This window comes from Streptomyces sp. NPDC052043 (assembly GCF_044548235.1).
Classification (GTDB): Bacteria; Actinomycetota; Actinomycetes; order Streptomycetales; family Streptomycetaceae; genus Streptomyces.
In genome coordinates, this window is the sequence record NZ_JBIUBT010000021.1 from 42449 (window position 1) to 58907 (window position 16459).

The 16459-nt window shown below is 69.7% G+C and carries 15 protein-coding genes and 1 pseudogene; 9 read left to right on the forward strand and 7 right to left on the reverse strand.

The window, feature by feature from the left end; translation table 11 throughout:
- Positions 1-168 precede the first annotated feature (168 nt).
- Positions 169-1275 carry a saccharopine dehydrogenase NADP-binding domain-containing protein gene (locus tag ACIHCX_RS35735; RefSeq protein ID WP_400037096.1) on the reverse strand — a complete coding sequence of 369 codons (1107 nt, stop codon included), beginning with the start codon at positions 1273-1275 and terminating at the stop codon, positions 169-171.
- Positions 1276-1333: 58 nt separating this feature from the next.
- Between ACIHCX_RS35735 and ACIHCX_RS35740 the strand changes: the two genes are divergently transcribed.
- The gene (locus tag ACIHCX_RS35740; protein ID WP_400037098.1) at positions 1334-1894 is read left to right on the forward strand and encodes a TetR family transcriptional regulator; all 561 of its coding nucleotides are present in this window, start codon (positions 1334-1336) and stop codon (positions 1892-1894) included.
- 161 nt (positions 1895-2055) lie between these two features.
- On the opposite strand, the gene ACIHCX_RS35745 is transcribed toward ACIHCX_RS35740, so the two are convergent.
- The gene (locus tag ACIHCX_RS35745; RefSeq protein ID WP_400037100.1) at positions 2056-3108 is read right to left on the reverse strand and encodes a PP2C family protein-serine/threonine phosphatase; all 1053 of its coding nucleotides are present in this window, start codon (positions 3106-3108) and stop codon (positions 2056-2058) included.
- Positions 3109-3381: 273 nt separating this feature from the next.
- Between ACIHCX_RS35745 and ACIHCX_RS35750 the strand changes: the two genes are divergently transcribed.
- The 3 genes from ACIHCX_RS35750 (at position 3382) to ACIHCX_RS35760 (ending at position 5162) form a co-directional block, all read left to right on the forward strand.
- Positions 3382-3789: a transposase gene (locus ACIHCX_RS35750; protein ID WP_400037102.1), complete on the forward strand. Its 408-nt coding sequence runs from the start codon at positions 3382-3384 to the stop codon at positions 3787-3789.
- Positions 3790-3849: 60 nt separating this feature from the next.
- The gene (locus ACIHCX_RS35755) at positions 3850-4287 is read left to right on the forward strand and encodes an ankyrin repeat domain-containing protein (RefSeq protein ID WP_400037104.1); all 438 of its coding nucleotides are present in this window, start codon (positions 3850-3852) and stop codon (positions 4285-4287) included.
- Positions 4288-4745: 458 nt separating this feature from the next.
- The gene (locus ACIHCX_RS35760; RefSeq protein ID WP_400037106.1) at positions 4746-5162 is read left to right on the forward strand and encodes an ester cyclase; all 417 of its coding nucleotides are present in this window, start codon (positions 4746-4748) and stop codon (positions 5160-5162) included.
- On the opposite strand, the gene ACIHCX_RS35765 is transcribed toward ACIHCX_RS35760, so the two are convergent.
- Positions 5138-5416: a hypothetical protein gene (locus ACIHCX_RS35765; RefSeq protein ID WP_400037108.1), complete on the reverse strand. Its 279-nt coding sequence runs from the start codon at positions 5414-5416 to the stop codon at positions 5138-5140. The genes ACIHCX_RS35760 and ACIHCX_RS35765 overlap by 25 nt on opposite strands.
- Before the next feature lie 58 nt (positions 5417-5474).
- Between ACIHCX_RS35765 and ACIHCX_RS35770 the strand changes: the two genes are divergently transcribed.
- The 4 genes and pseudogenes from ACIHCX_RS35770 (at position 5475) to ACIHCX_RS35785 (ending at position 8577) form a co-directional block, all read left to right on the forward strand.
- Complete coding sequence (locus tag ACIHCX_RS35770) at positions 5475-5882, forward strand: hypothetical protein (RefSeq protein WP_400037110.1); 408 nt, start codon at positions 5475-5477, stop codon at positions 5880-5882.
- 96 nt (positions 5883-5978) lie between these two features.
- Positions 5979-6440, forward strand: a pseudogene (locus ACIHCX_RS35775) (flavin reductase family protein); the annotation flags it as partial.
- Positions 6437-6640 (forward strand): hypothetical protein, encoded by a 204-nt coding sequence (locus tag ACIHCX_RS35780; RefSeq protein ID WP_400037112.1) that lies wholly within the window; start codon positions 6437-6439, stop codon positions 6638-6640. The pseudogene ACIHCX_RS35775 and the gene ACIHCX_RS35780, both read left to right, overlap by 4 nt.
- Before the next feature lie 29 nt (positions 6641-6669).
- A complete protein-coding gene (locus ACIHCX_RS35785; RefSeq protein ID WP_400037114.1) occupies positions 6670-8577 on the forward strand; it encodes a BTAD domain-containing putative transcriptional regulator in 1908 nt (635 codons plus the stop codon).
- A gap of 16 nt (positions 8578-8593) precedes the next feature.
- Here the strand turns inward: ACIHCX_RS35785 and ACIHCX_RS35790 are convergent, their stop codons facing one another.
- Positions 8594-9703, reverse strand: coding sequence for an LLM class flavin-dependent oxidoreductase (locus ACIHCX_RS35790; protein WP_400037116.1), 1110 nt, complete (start codon positions 9701-9703; stop codon positions 8594-8596).
- The gene (locus ACIHCX_RS35795; RefSeq protein ID WP_400037118.1) at positions 9696-11483 is read right to left on the reverse strand and encodes a carbamoyltransferase; all 1788 of its coding nucleotides are present in this window, start codon (positions 11481-11483) and stop codon (positions 9696-9698) included. The genes ACIHCX_RS35790 and ACIHCX_RS35795 overlap by 8 nt, the downstream gene beginning before the upstream one ends.
- Before the next feature lie 214 nt (positions 11484-11697).
- On the opposite strand from ACIHCX_RS35795, the gene ACIHCX_RS35800 reads away from it, so the two are divergent.
- On the forward strand, positions 11698-12921 hold the full coding sequence (locus ACIHCX_RS35800; RefSeq protein ID WP_400037120.1) for a cytochrome P450: 1224 nt from the start codon (positions 11698-11700) through the stop codon (positions 12919-12921).
- On the opposite strand, the gene ACIHCX_RS35805 is transcribed toward ACIHCX_RS35800, so the two are convergent.
- Positions 12884-14725: an ABC transporter ATP-binding protein gene (locus tag ACIHCX_RS35805; protein WP_400037122.1), complete on the reverse strand. Its 1842-nt coding sequence runs from the start codon at positions 14723-14725 to the stop codon at positions 12884-12886. The two genes, ACIHCX_RS35800 and ACIHCX_RS35805, sit on opposite strands and share 38 nt — an antisense overlap.
- Positions 14725-16452: an ABC transporter ATP-binding protein gene (locus tag ACIHCX_RS35810; protein WP_400037125.1), complete on the reverse strand. Its 1728-nt coding sequence runs from the start codon at positions 16450-16452 to the stop codon at positions 14725-14727. The genes ACIHCX_RS35805 and ACIHCX_RS35810 overlap by 1 nt, the downstream gene beginning before the upstream one ends.
- Positions 16453-16459: the final 7 nt, after the last annotated feature.

Genomic DNA, 16459 nt, shown 5'->3' on the forward strand with positions numbered 1-16459 from the left:
TGGTCAGCTCCGAGATAGCCTCAGGAGACGGCTTGAAGTAGCGGCGGACGTTCTCCCGCTTGAATTACTCCAGCCGCACTCGTGACCTGGTGTGACGTCAGGGCAGTGGAAGGGCGCTCGTGGTCGGCGCCGCTGCAGAAGCGGTCCGGTGCGCGGTCTCGCCCGGCATCAAACCAGGTACGTTCCGCCGCAGTCTTCGGCCAGCGAAGGGCCGAAGAGAGCCGCGGGAAAATGCACGCCTGGCCGGCCTTCACCGGCCAGCAGGCGGCGGGTCACTTCGGCCGGCACTGTCCCGGTGAACGTTTGGGCATCCTCGATCCGCAGCCACCCCGTACGTGTGCTGCCATCCGCCCACTCCACGACCGCGTGCGCCCAGGAGTGCTCGCGCGGGCGAGGTCGCGGCTTGATCTCGACTGCTGCCAGTCGTCGGGTGGCGAAGGTCCGCAGCGGCTTGATGGCCATCAGCTGGGCAGCCAGCGGAACGATTGCCCGCATGATCGGAGAGGACGGCAGTTCGGTGCTGCCGGAGACCACCGATGGTGCACCGCTGGCGCGTTGGGCGGCCACGAGCTCGCCGAGTGGTACGCCCACCGAGGTGACCCGTGAGCCGTCCGGCAGGGACAGGGTGCGTGGTTCGCCGCCGAGCCGCATGGGGGACAGGCGGCCGTCGCTGTAGCGGCGTCCGCCGAACCGCCGCCCGCCTGGAACGCCAGGAAGGCCTTCCGTCATGGAGGCGGCAAGGGCCTCGCCGAGCGGCCCGGCCTCGATTTCGAGCGAGGGGATCATGTCGACGCGCACGTGTTGGGGTGTCGGGTGGTTCTCGCAGAGCTTGACCACCAGGCTCTCCGTAGCGGTCGCGCCGAAGCCCGAGCCTGTGACCACGGTGGGTCCAGCGGCTCGGACCTCGTCCTGCAGGAGCAGCAGTCTGGTGGCAGTGGCGACATCGTTGGCCAGGTCGATGTAGTGGGTGGCGGGCAGGCAGGCCCGCACGATCGGCTCGGCGGTGGTGACGAACGGTCCGATCGTGTTGATCACTACGTCCGGTGTCCGCCGCCGGATCTGTGTCGCGCTCGCGTCGACCGACTCGGCGACGACGGTGCGGACCTCGCCCGGCAGTTTCTCGGCGGCCTTCCGAAGCCGAACGGCGTCTCGCCCGACCAGTGTGGGCGTGATGTTCCGGCGCAGCAGCTCCGTCGCTATGACACGGCCGCTGCGGCCCGTGCCACCCAGGATCCAAACCTCGGGCATAAGCATTTCCCATCCAAGTGATGACATGCCGTGTCGTCACGGTAGCATCCGATGACACGACGTGTCGTCGCGTAGGATGCTTGAAGTGAGCAGATGGGCGGACGATGCGCGCGAACGGCTCGAGCGCGCTGCGATCGAGCTGTTTCTGGAGCGAGGTTTCACGGCGACGACGGTCCCGGAAATTACAGCCAGGGCAGGGCTGACCACTCGAACGTTCTATCGCCACTTTTCCGACAAGCGCGAGGTGCTGTTCGGCGGCGGCGAGATCGCGGCCTGGGCGGCCGACATGATTGCCGAGGCCCCGGCGTCGTGGGCCCCGATGCGGATCATTGCGGAGGGCCTGGCGGAGGTGGCCGCGTCGCGCTTCGAGGGGCGGCGAGAGGAACTGCGAGCCCTGCGTGAAGTCGTGCGCTCCGACGACGGACTGAGGGAGCGCGAACTGCGCAAATGGGCCGACCTGACTGAGGCGTCGCGCGTCGCGTTCGTGACGCGCGGGATCGAGCCGGTGCGTGCCGCCCTTCTGGCCCAGGTCGGGATCGTCATGCTGCGCGTGTCTGTCGAGGACTGGCTCGGTCGGGACGACGGCCGGGCGCTCACCGCGATCCTCCGCGACGCGTTCACCGCCCTGCGGGACGAGTTCGCCTGAGATCCCGCTGTGCGAGCGTGCGCTCCACAAGCGTCTCGCCCCGGGCTCGGCGTCGATGGCGTCGACGGCCAGTGACAGCCGCCGGGTGCATCAGCTGCCCGCCCGGCAAGCGCACCGAATCGATCAAGGAACACCAAGCCCCGCGAGGTTGAACGCCAAGCTCAGAGGCTCGGGCGCCGTTGGGCGAGGAGGGCAGCGATGTCGTCGTCGAGTTCTCCGCCGCTGTAGGTGATCAGGTCGCGGTGGAGATGGTCGAGGAGCTGGTGGGGCGCCTCGCCGTTCCATGAGCGGATGCGTTCGGTGAGGGGGTAGAACGTGCCGGAGTGGTCGCGGGTCTCCGTGACCCCGTCGGTGTACAGCAGGAGCCGGTCTCCGGGGCCGAAGGGGGCGAGGTCGACGTGGTACCCGTCGCTCACCAGCATGCCCAGGTTGAGCGGCGGCGAGGGAGCAGCGGGCTGCAACTCCCGGACCTCGCCGCGGTGCAGCAGCAGCGGGGGCGGGTGGCCGCAGGTGACGGTCCGGACGACTGGTTCATCGTCCGGGATCTCGGCGAGGAGAGCGGTGATGAAGCGTTCAGCGATCTCCGAGCCCGGGACTCCCGGGTACTGGGAAGTATGGCGGCTCACGCTCGTTTCCAGGCGGCGCGCGAGGTGGGGCAGGTCGGGCGCGTCGTGGGCGGCCTCGCGGAAGGCGCTGAGCAGCGTCGCGGCCATCTGGATCGCGAGCAGGCCCTTGCCGCGTACGTCACCGATGAGCAGCCGTACGCCGTGCGGGGTGCGTATCGCCTCGTACAGGTCGCCACCGATCTGGGCTTCTGACGCGGCGGCCAGGTACAGGCTCTCGAGCGTGACGTGCCCGAGGTGTGGCGGTACTGGATGCAGCACTGCCAGCTGGGCGGTCTCGGCCACTGAGCGGACCTGAACCAGCTGACGGGCGCGTCGGCCAAGCAGGCGGTTGAAGAAGACGGCGAATGCCGCGATCGCCGCGAGGGTGGCCAGCTCGGAGTAGGCGGTCACATCCCGCAGCGCGTTGAAGTCCGCCATCAGGCCGACAGAGATGGCGCACGCGCCCACTCCGGTGAGCAGGGTCCCCCACAGGGGCAACAGCGCGGCGGCAGCAACCATGGCCGTGGCGAGGAAGGCGTCCGGCCTGACTTCGCGGGGTGTGCAGAGGCCGATCAACAGGCCGATGAACAGCAGCAGAGCAGGCAGCATGGGCAGCAACCTGCCCCGCGCACCAGTACCGTGCGTGACAACGCGTTCCTCAGGAGACCTCGCCATCATGCCGCTCCCGAGCGGTCGCACGAGTCGAACAGCAGCCCGAGTACGGAGGCCAGGCCGCCGATGTGGATCAATTTTATCGCGGTTGGCCCTTAGCCTACGAACAACCCGGTGAGCGGTGGTGACGCGTAGGTGTCACCAGGTCACCGTGTCGCTTGGTGACAGGATTGATGCAAAAGGTATGCAGAAGGTCGTCGGTGCCCGTCAGTGACCCGCAGCCCGGCATCGACGAGACCGTGCGCGGGCACATCGCGGAGGCCGCGCAGCGGGCTGACCACCAAGCTCCACTTGGCGGTCGAGCAGGGGCGGAAGCCACTGTCGCTGCTCGTCACCGCTGGCCATCGGCATGACAGCCCCCAGTTTCAGCCAGTCTTGGAGGCGATCCGGGTGCCGCGGATTGGCCCAGGCCGACCCCGTACCCGGCCGGAGAGGGTCCGTGCCGATAGGGCCTACGGCTCGCGTGAGAACCGCGCCTATCTACGCAGACGCGGCATCGGTTGCACGATCCCGGAGAAGGCCGACCAGGTCCGCAACCGCAAGAAGCGTGGTTCCCTCGGTGGCCGGCCACCGAAGTTCGACCAGGTCGACTACCGCGAGCGTCACGCGGTGGAGTGAGGGATCAACGAATGGCTGTCACTGGCCTCGCCACGTACCTGGTCGCTAACCTCGGCACCCATGAACCAGCGGCGGCGGAAGAAGCTCTCCCATCATCTCTTCGGAGCAATTTTGGTGGGTGACACCGTCCGCGTGAAGGCGGTACTACGGGCTGGAGCCGATCCGGAGCGAGGAGACAGTGAGGGCGCCACCCCGCTGTACACAGCATCCGTGAACGGACAACCAGAGATCGCCCGCCTGCTCTTGGCGGCCGGGGCCTCCCCTGACACCGAGAGCAGCGGACTTGGCTCGGAGGGCACGCCGTTGTGCGCGGCCGCATGTTGGGGCTACACCGAAGCGGTGCGCGAGCTGTTGGCATACGGCGCCGACCCGAGCCTTCGTGAGGATCAGGGTGCAGGCTGGTCCCCCCTGGACTGGGCGAGCAGCGGCCCCCACCCCGACACTGTCGATCTTCTCACCACAGCGGGAGCAGCCCCCACCAAGGGGGGAACCACGTAGCACCGCCGTTCGCCATTAGCGATCCGGCCAGGTCTCAGGAGTCACTTTCGCAGCAGGCCCTAGCTAGTGCTGTGACGGGACCTTTGGCCGGTCTCCTATGAGGTCACAAACGCCCGACCGGCCGCGCGTAGGGCGGCACCACCCGAGTCGGCCGAGATTTCATCAACAAGGCAGCAGCCTGCACGTCGGTCAGTTGGCGGGTCGGACCGCCTCGGGCGGCTCCACCGGCATCCTCACAGTCATCCGTGGACGTCGGCCGGAGCTCGAGCTCCTTGCGGATCTTGCGCTTCCTTCCCACGCATGCAGACGATGCCTCCGATGGAGAGCGGCTGCTCCGGCGGCTTGCTGCCTAGACATGCCGGTGGCGTATGGGCGGTGTACGGTCGAAATACGGCGTACGTGCGTGGACTTCGCAGTCGACGGACAGGTCGGTGGCGACACGCGCGTCAGGAGTGCCTATGTCTCAGCAAACAAACATCGCCGCACAGACTGCTTTCGCAGAGGCCGTCGTCACCGGCAATCTCGACGCCCTCGACGAGATCGTCGCACCCGACTCGATCGACCATGACCCGGCCCCAGGACAGGCGCCAGGGCCCGATGGATTCAAGACCATGTTCGGCGAGTTGCGAGAGGCCTTTCCCGACTTGCGCGTCGAGGTGGAGCATCTGGTGGCTACCGACGACGAGTTGGCTTTCGCCTACACCATCACCGGCACTCAGCTGGGACCGCTGAGGGGGCAACCGGCGACCGGCAAGAAGGTGCACTACCGAGGCATGCAGATCAGCCGCTTCGACAGCGACGGCAAACTCGTCGAACGTTGGGGCAGCAGCGACGAACTCGGCATGCTGCATCAACTTGGCCTGGCCGACGTGTGACCGCTGCGAGCGGGCCGTTCGGTCGCGCCGAGCCGGGCCATGCGCCGGGCGGCGACCGCCTGCTCGTGCGTGGTGCGGAAACCGTCGATGCCGACGGCTGCACGGCCCACTGTCACACGCAGCGACGGAGGCAGGTCACCGGGCCAGTCTGTGAGCGTGTCGAGGATGTAGGCCGCCATCCTTCGTCCCGCGGCCACGCCCCAGGCGGTCGCGTCCTCACCGATCGCCTTGACGGCGCGACGCCGTGTGGCCAAGGAAGCGACCGGCTTCACCACGTCGTCAAGTCCAAGGGCGCGGATCGATCGAGCGGTCGTGGTTCCCGATCGGCATGCGGGCTACGTACGCGGAGAGCCGCAATTCCCCCGTGCACCAGGTCACCGTCGGACAGGCCATGTCGAAGAACGACGCGCCGAACTGCTCGCGCACCGGTCCTGCCGAGACATCGACAAGGCCCCCCTGCGCGGGGAGTACCTCGGAACACTGGCCCGGGCCCGGGTCCGCAATGACGTCGGCCACATCGTCACCCTCGTCCAGGAGGCCGTGGACGCCCTGCTCAAGGCGGCGGGCTCCAGCAGCTTCATGGAGACCAACACGCTGGCCCGGATTTTCCAGGATGTCGGCGTGGCGGGCAGCCACGACCACGCGACTCCCGGCATCGCCAACGACGTCTACGGCAAGTTGCTGCTCGGCGCCGACGGCCCGCTGCCCGTCCACGTGTGAGCCGGAACGGAGCACTCTCATGACCGCGATTCATTCCTCGCACGAAGCCACGACCGTTACGTCCGAACGTTCCGCCGCGTCCTCGGCCACCACCCCACGGGTGTCTGCGTCATCACCGCACGCACGCCGGAGGGCGCCCCGGTCAGCATGACGATCGGAACCTTCACCTCGATCTCGCTCGAACCGACGCTCGTCGGCTTCTTCCCGACCAAGTCCTCCGGCACCTTCCCGGCGATCCGTGACTTCGGCAGTCTCTGCGTCAACGTCCTCGCCGATCAGCACCGCGAGTACTGCGCTCGCTTCGCAGGCCAGGCCGACCGGCGCTTCGAGGGTCTCGACTGGCACGAGGCACCGTCGGGCGCCCCGGCCCTCGGCGCCGCCCTCGCCTGGATCGACTGCGACATCGATCAGATCACCGACACCGGCGACCGTCACCTCGTCGTGGGCCGGGTCCGGGCGCTGGACGCCGACTCGGCTCAGCGGCCCCTGCTCTCCTTCCAGGGCAGGCTCGGCTCGTTCCGCCCGCTGACCAACGACGCAAGGAGCGAGAGCCGATGACCCGGACGACGATCGTCGAGGAACTGCGCCGCGCCGACGAGGAGACCGAGGCATCGTGGATCGTGCTGGCGGGCTCGGACCGCGCCTTCTGCGGGTTTCCTCGCCGCCGTCACCCGCCGACGCAGCGGTGCGCCGAAGAGGCGGCCGAGCGTCAACTTCACCGCACAACTGGGCACTTGAGCAACTCTGTGCACTTGTAAAGCATTGCCCAATGATTCATGATCACGCCATGTTAGCGACGGACTTCCACTTCCGAGTGCTGGGACGCATCACGGTCCGAGTCGGCGACGTACAACTGAAGGTCGGGCGACGCCGGGAGCGGCTGCTCCTCGGCCTTCTTCTCCTCGACATGGGGCACATTGTTCCGACGGGCCGGCTGATCGAACTGCTGTGGCCTGCGGAGTCGGTACCGGCCAGTGCCCGCGCCAGTCTTCAGGCGCATGTCTCCCGACTGCGCGGCCTGCTGCAGAAGATCGGGGGTGGGGAACGGGGCCCGGCCCTGACCAGCGACGGTGCCGGGTACGCACTGCAGGGTGATCCACGGTCCGTCGACGTGCACCGGTTCCGTTCCCTCGTGCACCGGGCCCGTCGGGCCTCCAGCGCCGGCGAGTGCATCGCGCTCCTCGACCGCGCCCTCGACGAGTGGCGGGGCCCGGTCCTCGGCAGCGACGCGTCGACGGAGCTGGTGTACCGCCTGGGGATCGGGCTCGACGAGATGTACCTGTCGGCGGTCACATTACGCGCCGAGGCCCGGCTGGTGCTCGGTCAGCACGACAGCCTGCTGGAGGAACTGGCCCAGCTGGTACGGGAATACCCGCACCACGAGCGGCTCGCCGTGCTGCGCATGTGGGCGCTGTACCGCGCCGGGCACCGCTGCGAGGCGCTGGGCGTCTACGACGAGACGCGGGCCCGCCTGGCCGGCGAACTCGGGCTGGCCCCCGGGTCCGACCTGCGCCGCGCGCACGAGAGGATCCTGCAGGCCGACCGCACGCCCGAGGAGTTCCCGCGTGACCTGGTCGGCGACCGGTGGCGGGAGACGGTCGTCACGACGGCGGGCGGCGGGGACGACCGGATCGTGGCGCGGGCGGCCACACCCGGACCGCGCAACCTGCCCTCGACGGGCGGGTTCACCGGGCGGGCGGCGGAACTGCACAGGATGTCGACGCTGGCGCGGAGTGTGCATGACGATGCCCGCACCATCGCGATCGTGGGCAGCGCCGGCAACGGCAAGACGGCGCTCGCCCTGGAGTGGGCCCGGCGGTACCGCGGTGACTACCGGGACGGACTGGCGGTCCTCGATCTGCAGGGCTACGGAAGCCGGCCCGCGGTCACCACGGCCGAGGCCCTGCGGAGCCTGATGTCCCAGTACGGCCTCTCCACCGACCGGATGCCCGGGGGCCTGGCCGAACTGACGGCGCTGTACCGGAGCGAGTTCGCGGGCCGGCGGACCCTGCTCGTACTCGACAACGCGGTCTCTGCCCAGCAGGTGCTGCCGCTGCTGCCTGCTGAGCCGGGCTCCCTCGCCCTGGTCACCAGCCGCAACCGGCTCGGCGGTCTACTGGTGACGGCCGGTGCGGCGATGCTCCAGCTCGGACCGCTGCTCGCCCACGACGCGCACCAGGTGCTCCGCCGCCTCGTCGGGGACCACCGCACCGAGGCGGAGCCCCAGGCCACAGCTGAGATCGCCGCCCTGTGCGACTGCTCCCCGCTCGCACTGCGCATCGCCGCCGCCAACCTGGTGATGCACCCGGAGTGCCGCATCGCCGACCACGCGCAGGCGCTGCGCAGTGGCAACCCGCTGGGCTGCCTGGTACTCGCCGACGACCGCGCCTCGTCCATGGAGCGCTCGCTCTCCCTGTCCGTGCAGCGGCTGGAGCCCGAGACCGCGGCCTTCTTCGCCACCCTCGGCTCGCTTCCCGGCCCGGCCGCCTCCCTCACGGCCGTGGAACGGCTGACGGGGCTGACCCGAGCGCGGGTGTCGGACATGTTCGACGCCCTGTTCGCCGAGCACCTGGTCCATGTGGATGGCATCAACCACTTCCGCATGGACGTGTTGGTCTGGCAGTACGCGCGCCTGCTGTCCCAGCCCCTGACCGGCCAGGTCCCTGGCGGCCTCGCACCCGAACGCGCCGCCTGATCCCCTGCCGCCGACGTCAGGCCGGCATTCCGTAGGCGTCGGCGACGAGTTCGTAGGACCGCAGTCGTGTCTCACCGGCGTGTGCGCTGGTCGTGATCATGAGTTCGTCCGCGCCGGTGGTCTTCTGCAGGTGGTCCAGTCCCGCGCGCACTTCGTCGGCGGCGCCGTGCACGACGACCTCCCACCGGGCTCGCAGCAGCTCCTCGTCCTCCGTGCTGAACCGGTGTGCCTCGGCCTCCTCGGGTGTCGGGATCGGAGCGGAGCGCCCGGTGGTTCGCCGTCGGAACATGGCGAGCGCCGACGTGCGCAACTGCCTGCGCGCTTCCCTGACATCGTCCGCCGCGAGAACGGGAACGGAGATCAGCGTGCAGGGCTTGTCCAGGAGCGCGGAGGGTCGGAAGCACGCGCGGTAGGTGTCGAGTGCCGCGACGGTGCGCCGGGCGAAGAAGTGGTGGGCGAAGGCGTACGGCAGACCGAGCCGGCCGGCCAGGCGCGCACTGTTCTCGGAGGCGCCCAGGATCCAGACGGGCGGGCGGGAGTCGAGGCCCTGCGCGCGCCCCGGCACGGCGTGTACTCCGGCGTGGGGGTGGCCCTCGGGAACGTCGTCGTCGAGGAAGTGCAGGAGCGTGCGGAGAAGTTGGGGGAAGTCCTCCGCATCGTCGCTGCGGGCCAGCGCGGCCGTGGTCGCGGCGTCCGTGCCGGCGGCCCGTCCGACTCCCAGATCGATGCGGCCGGGTGCCAGCGCCTCCAGGGTGCCGAACTGCTCGGCCACGATCAGGGGCGCGTGGTTGGGCAGCATCACGCCGCCCGAGCCGAGGCGCAGTCTGCGCGTGTGCGCGGCGAGGTGGGCCAGGATGACCGCGGGTGACGACGAGGCGATGTCCGCCATCGCGTGGTGCTCGGCGACCCAGTAGCGGTGGAAGCCGCGGCGTTCGGCGAGCCGGGCGAGTCGCACGCCGGTGCGCAGCGAGTCGGCCGCGCTCCGGCCGCTGCCCACGGGGGCGAGGTCGAGCACCGAGAGTGGCACGGGCGCGCTTCCGGCTGCGAGGCCGCGGATTCCGGTGTGGTCGTTGTGTGGCGGTGTGCCCCGCTCCGCCAGGTGGGTCGGTTCGCGGCCGTCAGCCATCTCGCCTGCCCTTCTTGCCGATCAGGTACCGGCCCATCACCAGCTGGTCGATCTCAGTGTCCAGAAGGCACCGGACGGCGTCCGCCGGTGAGCAGACGATCGGCTCTCCGGCGACGTTGAACGAGGTGTTCAGCAGGCAGGGCACCCCGGTGCGCGCCGAGAACGCCCGGAGCAGCGCCGCGAGTTGTGGATTCTGCTCGTCGTCGACGGTCTGGATGCGTGCGGTGCCGTCGACATGGCAGGCGCCGGGGATCCGGTCGCGGTACTCGGGTCGCACCGGGAAGACGAACGTCATGTGCGGCGACGACTTCTTCTTGCCGAGGTCGAAGACGTTCGGCGCCTCCGAGGCGAGGACCACGGGGGCGAAGGGGCGGAACGGCTCGCGGTGCTTCACCCGGAGATTGATGATGTCCTTGATGTCGGGGAACTGCGGGTTGGCGAGAATGCTGCGGTTCCCCAGCGCGCGAGGCCCGTACTCCGCGCGTCCCTGGAACCAGGCCACCACGGTCTTCGTGGACAGCAGTTCCGCTGTCCTGTCCACGACCTCGTCCTCGCCCAGCTCGACCCAGTCGATGGCGTCGGCGTACCGGTCGAGGACTTCGAGGATCTCCGCGTCGTCGTAGCCCGGACCGAGATACGGGGTGACCGCCGAGGCCGCCGGGCGGCTGTCGAGGCCCCCCACATGGACCGCCGCACCGATGGCGACGCCCGGGTCACTGGCGCCGAATCCCACCTCCATGCCCGAGAAGGACGACCGCTGAAGCATCTTGGTGTTGGCGACGCAGTTCAGGGCGAGACCGCCCTCGAAGAGGAGCGTGTCCATCTCGGTGGCCGCGGCCAGCGTGCGGACCTGGTGAGCCGTGACGGCCTCGACCATGTGCTGGGCGAGTCCCGCCACCTTCACGCGGAAGTCGAACTCCTCGCGCTTTTCGCTGTCCCCGTCGAATATCCGGTCGAAGAAGGCGTAGTACGCCCCTTCGTCGCCCGGGATGAAAATGCTGTACGAACCGTCGTCCCGTAGTTGAACCGCATTGGTCAGAAGTGGATTGCGGGCCGGCGGTGGCGCGTAGGCGGCCAGACCCATCACCTTGTACTCGTCGTTGTTCGGCACGAATCCCAGGTAACGGGTGATCTTTCCGTACGCCAGAGCGAGGGAATTGCGGTGGTCGACGGAGCACTGCTCGAAGACGCGGACCGTTCCGTTGCGCAGCTCGCCCATGACCGCGGACTGCGTCTCCGCTCTTCCGTCGCTGACGAGGAAGGCCGCGTCGCGCACGCCGGCCAGATACGCGCCGCACATGAGGTGCGCCGTGTGGTGCGGGACCAGGACCAGCCTGTTCGGGTCCAGCACACAGTCCATGCGGTCCATGAAGTCGCTGTGCACGGCGGCCCGGCCGAGCATGTGGCCGTACAGCTCGCCCGTACGGCTCAGCTGGTCGAACTTGGCCACCACCGGCATGCGGCTCTCGCAGATCTCGGCGATCATCCGGTCGGCGACCTCCGGGGTGAACCGCCAGGGAAAGGCGAACACATCGACGTCGTCGAGCCCGATCCCGGCGTGCTCCAGGCACCATCGGATCGCGTTGACGGGGAAGTCGGACGTCTTCTTGCTGCGGCTGAGCCGCTCCTCCTCCACCGCGGCCACCACTTCGCCGTCGATGAGAAGGGCCGCAGCCGCATCGTGTCCGATCAACTGGTGCCGGTCCACGCCGGTCGCCCCGTAGAGGCGTCCGAAGAGTTCGGAACTCCGGGTGAATCCGTTGTAGCCAAGCACAATCACCGGTCTACGATCCCCTCGGCTCCACGGCGTTGTCCGTCGGTCAACCATTCTCACGCCGCGGCGCACGCACCTCATACGAAGGAGGTACGGACGGTGAACGCGGTCCTTTCAGCGGCGGGACCGCAATGAGAGCATCAACCCCGTCCCGCGGCCCGGGAATTCGACCGGCGGGAATTCAGGACGGCATCCGCCGCACACCACATGGGAGGCCCACGTGTCGACATCCGTTGCCGAGGCCGGCCTGACGCTCGCCGATCCGCGTGCCTACGCCGATGAGGAACGCCTGTACCGGGCCCTCGATCTGCTGAGGCGTTCGGCCCCGGTCTCCTGGGTGGCACCACCGGGTTACCACCCGTTCTGGGCCATCACTCGGCACGCCGACATCCGGGAGATTGAGCGGCGTAACGACGTCTTCCTCAGTGAGCCCCGGCCGATGCTCATTCCGGCGCGCCAGGACGCGCTCGGCGCCGGAGGGGGAAAACGGGAACTGCTGCGTCCACTGGTCCACCTGGACGACCCGGAGCACCGGCAGATGCGTGCGGTGACGGCGTCCCGGCTCACCCCGCAGTCCGTGTCCGTGCTGGGGCCGCGGATCAGGGACCTCGCGCGGCGGTCCGTGGACCGGTTGGCGCGGCGCACGGACGTCTGCGAGTTCGTCGGCGAAGTCACCGACCTCTACGCGCTCGACGTACTGCTCGCCCTGCTCGGACTGGACGAGTCCGACGCCGAAGAGGTCCGCCCCTTCACTCCCGCGGCGCGCCGTGCCATGCCGCCGGAACAGCGGATGCCGGCCATGCGCCGGTTCTACCACTTCTTCCTGGAACTGGCCGCGGACCGGCGCCAGAACCCCACGGACGACCTGACCTCGGTCATCGCCCACGCGCAGGTGGACGGGCGCCCACTGAACGATCACGAGCTGCTGTCCCAGTTCGTCATCCTCATCGCGGCCGGGCACGACACGGCCAGCGTCACCCTCGCGGGCGGCCTGCGGGCCCTGATGGACCATCCCGGGCAGCTCCGGGCGCTGCGCGAGGATCCGGGCCTGCTGCCCACCGCGGCCGAGGAGATGATCCGCTGGGTCACTCCGGTGAAGGCCTTCATGCGCACCGCGCGCCGGGACCATGAGGTCGGTGGCGTGCGGATCCGGGCCGGCGAGGCCGTCCTGCTGTCCTACCCTTCGGCCAACCGCGACGAGGCCGTCTTCGAGGATCCGTACCGCTTCGACGTGCGCCGCACCCCGAACCGCCAGCTCGCCTTCGGATTCGGCGTCCACCACTGCCTCGGCGCCTCTCTCGCCCGGCTGGAGATCGAGTCGTTCTTCGCCGAGCTCCTGCCACGGCTCGTCTCGGTCGAGAGCGCGGGCGCTCCCGTCCAGTTGACGACGACCTTCTCCGGCGGGCTCAAGCGGTTTCCGGTGCGGTGCGTCCTGCGGGACTGAACTGCGCCTCGTACAAGCGGGCGTAGGCGCCGTCGGCCACCAACAGGTCGGCGTGCCGCCCCTGTTCCACGATGCGGCCGTCCTCCATGACGAGGATGGTGTCGGCGTCCCGGACCGTGGCGAGGCGGTGTGCGATCACCAGGCAGGTCCGACCCGCACGCAGCACCTGCATCGCCTGCTGGACCAGCAGCTCGGTGCGGGTGTCCAGCGAGCTGGTCGCCTCGTCCAGCACGAGCACCGGCGCATCGGCGAGGAAGGCGCGCGCGAGAGTGATGAGCTGCTTCTCGCCCGCGCTGAGCTGTGCCGCGTTCTCGCTGATCACCGTGTCGTACCCGTCGGGCATGGCGCGTACGAGGTGGTCCAGGCGCGCGGCCGCGGCCGCCTCGACGATCTCCTGCCGGGAGACCTCCCGCCGGGCTCCGTAGGCGATGTTGTCGGCGATGGTGCCGGTGAACAGCCAGGTGTCCTGCAGCACCGCGCAGATCCGGGTGCGCAGTTCGTCACGCCGCATCCGGGAGATGTCGCACCCGTCGAGGAGTATGCGGCCGCCGTCCACCTCGTAGAACCGCAGCAGCAGATTGACCAGGGTCGTCTTGCCCGCTCCGGAAGCTCCGACGACCGCGATCGTGTCGCCGGGTTCCGCGCTCAGCGAGACCTCCTCGACGAGCGGCCGGTCCGCGGTGTACGAGAAGGAGACCCGGTCGAGGACGACGTGGCCACGCGCCGGCCCCGGACGGATCGCGGCCCGAGGATCGGGGGTCTCCTCCTCGGTGTCGAGCAGTTCGAAGACGCGCTCGGCCGAGGCGACCGCGGACTGCACCAGGTTGGCCGTGCCCGCGAACTGCCCGAGCGGCTGGCTGAACAGGCGCGCGTACTGGACGAACGCCTGCACGGTGCCGAGGGTCAGCGTCCCGGCGACCACCGCCAGTCCGCCCACCACGGCGACGAGGACATAGGTGAGGCTGCCCACCGCGGACATGGCCGCCGGGATCAGCCCCGACACGGACTGGGCCCGGAAGCTCGCCAGATGGAACTCCTTGTTGTATCCGGCGAACCGCTTCGCGGCCTCCTCCTCGCGGCCGAAGACGGTGACCACTGCGTGCCCGCTGTAGGTCTCCTCGACGTACCCGGCCAGGGCGCCCATGGCCCGGCGCTGGGCCTTGAACTGCCGCTGCGCGCGTCTGGCGAGCCGCTTCGCCACCGACGCGGAGACCGGCAGGGTGACGAGGACGGTCAGGGTGAGGAGCGGCGAGGTCCAGCACATGACGGCGAGGACACCCACCGCCGTCAGCACGGAACCGACGAGCTGGCCCAGAGTCTGCTGGAGCGACTGGGCGATGATGTCGACGTCCTGGGTGGCCCGGCTCAGGATCTCCCCGCGTGGCCGACCGTCGAGATGGTTCAGCGGGAGCCGCCCGATCTTCCGCTCGACGTCGGCCCGAAGGTCGTGCACCAACCTGCCGATGACGCGCAGGGTGACCCGGGACTGCAGCAGGGTACAGAGGGCGGCACCCGCGTGGACCAGCAACGCCAGGAGCAGCGTACGTCCCACGGCCCCGAACGGGACGCCGCCGGTGGCCGGCCCCCCGCCGAAGCGGCCGGCGACGACCAGGTCGGTGGCGTGTCCCAGGAGTCTGGGCCCGGTCGCGGTGAGGCCGGCCGCCCCCGCGCCGACGAAGAGCGCGAGGACGATCGGTCGGCGCTGCGCGGCGAACAGCCTGAGCATGCGGACTGTCGTGCGGCGGAAGTCGGTGGCCTGGTTCCGCGCCTGAGTAGAGGGGGTGGCCTTGCCGTCCGCGGACATCAGGCCGCCTCCCGCGACGCCTCGGTCAAGACGATCTCCCGGTAGGTCCGGCAGGAATCCATCAGCTCCGTGTGCCCTCCGACGCCGACGAGTCTTCCGCCCTCCAGGACGACCACCCGGTCGGCGGCGCGCATGGCCGGGACCCGCTGGGTGACGAGCACAGTGGTCATCGGCTCACCGGCAAGTGCCTCCCGCAACCGTGCCTCCGTGGTGTGGTCCAGCCCCGAGAAGGGGTCGTCGAGCAGACAGAGTCCGGGCCGGTGCACGAGCGCCCTGGCGAGGGCCAGGCGCCGGCGCTGCCCGCCGGAGAAGTTGCCCCCGCCCTGGAGGACCGGGGCTTCCAGGCCTTCCGCCGTGTCCGCCACGAACGCGTCGGCACATGCGATGCGCAGAGCCCGCCACAGTTCCTCGTCCGTGGCGTCCGGTTTCGCGTACCGGAGGTTCGATGCGACCGTCCCGGAGAACAGGTGGGGCCGCTGCGGTGCGAATCCGATCGCTTCGGCAAGGTCCGCGCGGCTGAGGGTGCCCGCGTCCGCGTCGCCCAGCCGGACCACGCCGTCGGTCGGGTCGAACTGTCGCACCATCAGCTTCAGGAGCGTGGACTTGCCGGAGCCCGCCGACCCGGTGACGGCGACCACCTCGCCGGGACGGACGGTCAGGGTGATGCCCCACAGCACCGGCTCCTCGGCGCCCGGGTAGCGGAACCCCACGTCGTGCAACTCGACTCCGCCGGAGTGCGGCTTGGGTGCGCCGGGACGTTCGGCGGACCGCGCCCGGCGGGCCCCCGAGTCGAGCACCTCGCGGATCCGCTCCGCGCTCACTTCGGCCCGGGGCAGCATCACGAAGAGCGAACCCACCGTCATGACGGAGGTCAGGATCTGGGTCAGGTAGGTCAGGAACGCGGTCAGCGCGCCGACCCCGAGCGTGCCGTCGTCGATGCGGTGCCCGCCGATCCACACCACGACGACGCCGGACACGTTGATCACCAGCATCACCGCGGGCAGCAACACGGCCATCACGCGTCCCGAGTGCAGTGCCGAACCGAGCAGCCGGGCGTTCACCGTGTCGAACCGCTCTCGCTCGTACGCTTCCCGGACGAAGGACCGGATCACGCGCACACCGCTGACCTGCTCACGCAGGACGAGGCTGCTGGCGTCCAGGTCCTGTTGCAGGGCCCGGAACAGCGGGCGGGCACGGCGGACCACCCCACCGACGATCAGTGCCAGCAGGGGTGCCAGGACCACCAGGAGCCCGGACAGCGCGACGTCCTGCCGCAGCGCCATCACGATACCGCCCAGGCACATCAGAGGTGCCGCGACCAGCATGGTGCAGGCGGTGAGGCAGAACTGCTGCACCTGCTGCACATCGTTGGTGGTCCGGGTGAGGAGGGAGGAGACCCCGATGCGGCCCACCTCGGCCTCGGAGCACGACAGCACGCCGCCGAAGAGCTCCGTTCGCAGATCCCGGCCGATCGCCATGGCCGTACGGGCGCCGAGCCACACGGCACCGGCGGATCCCGCCAACTGCACCACGGTGGCCAGCGCCATCCAGGCCCCCGTGCGCAGGATCCGGCCGGAGTCCCCTGTCAGCACCCCGTCGTCGACCAGGCGGGCGTTGAGCGCCGGCAGCCACAGTGCCGCCATGGTCTGCGTCAGCTGGAGCACCAGCAGCAGGGCGAGCGAGGGCAGGCGCGCGCGGACATGCTTGCGGAGCAGGCCGGTGAGCACGATCGGG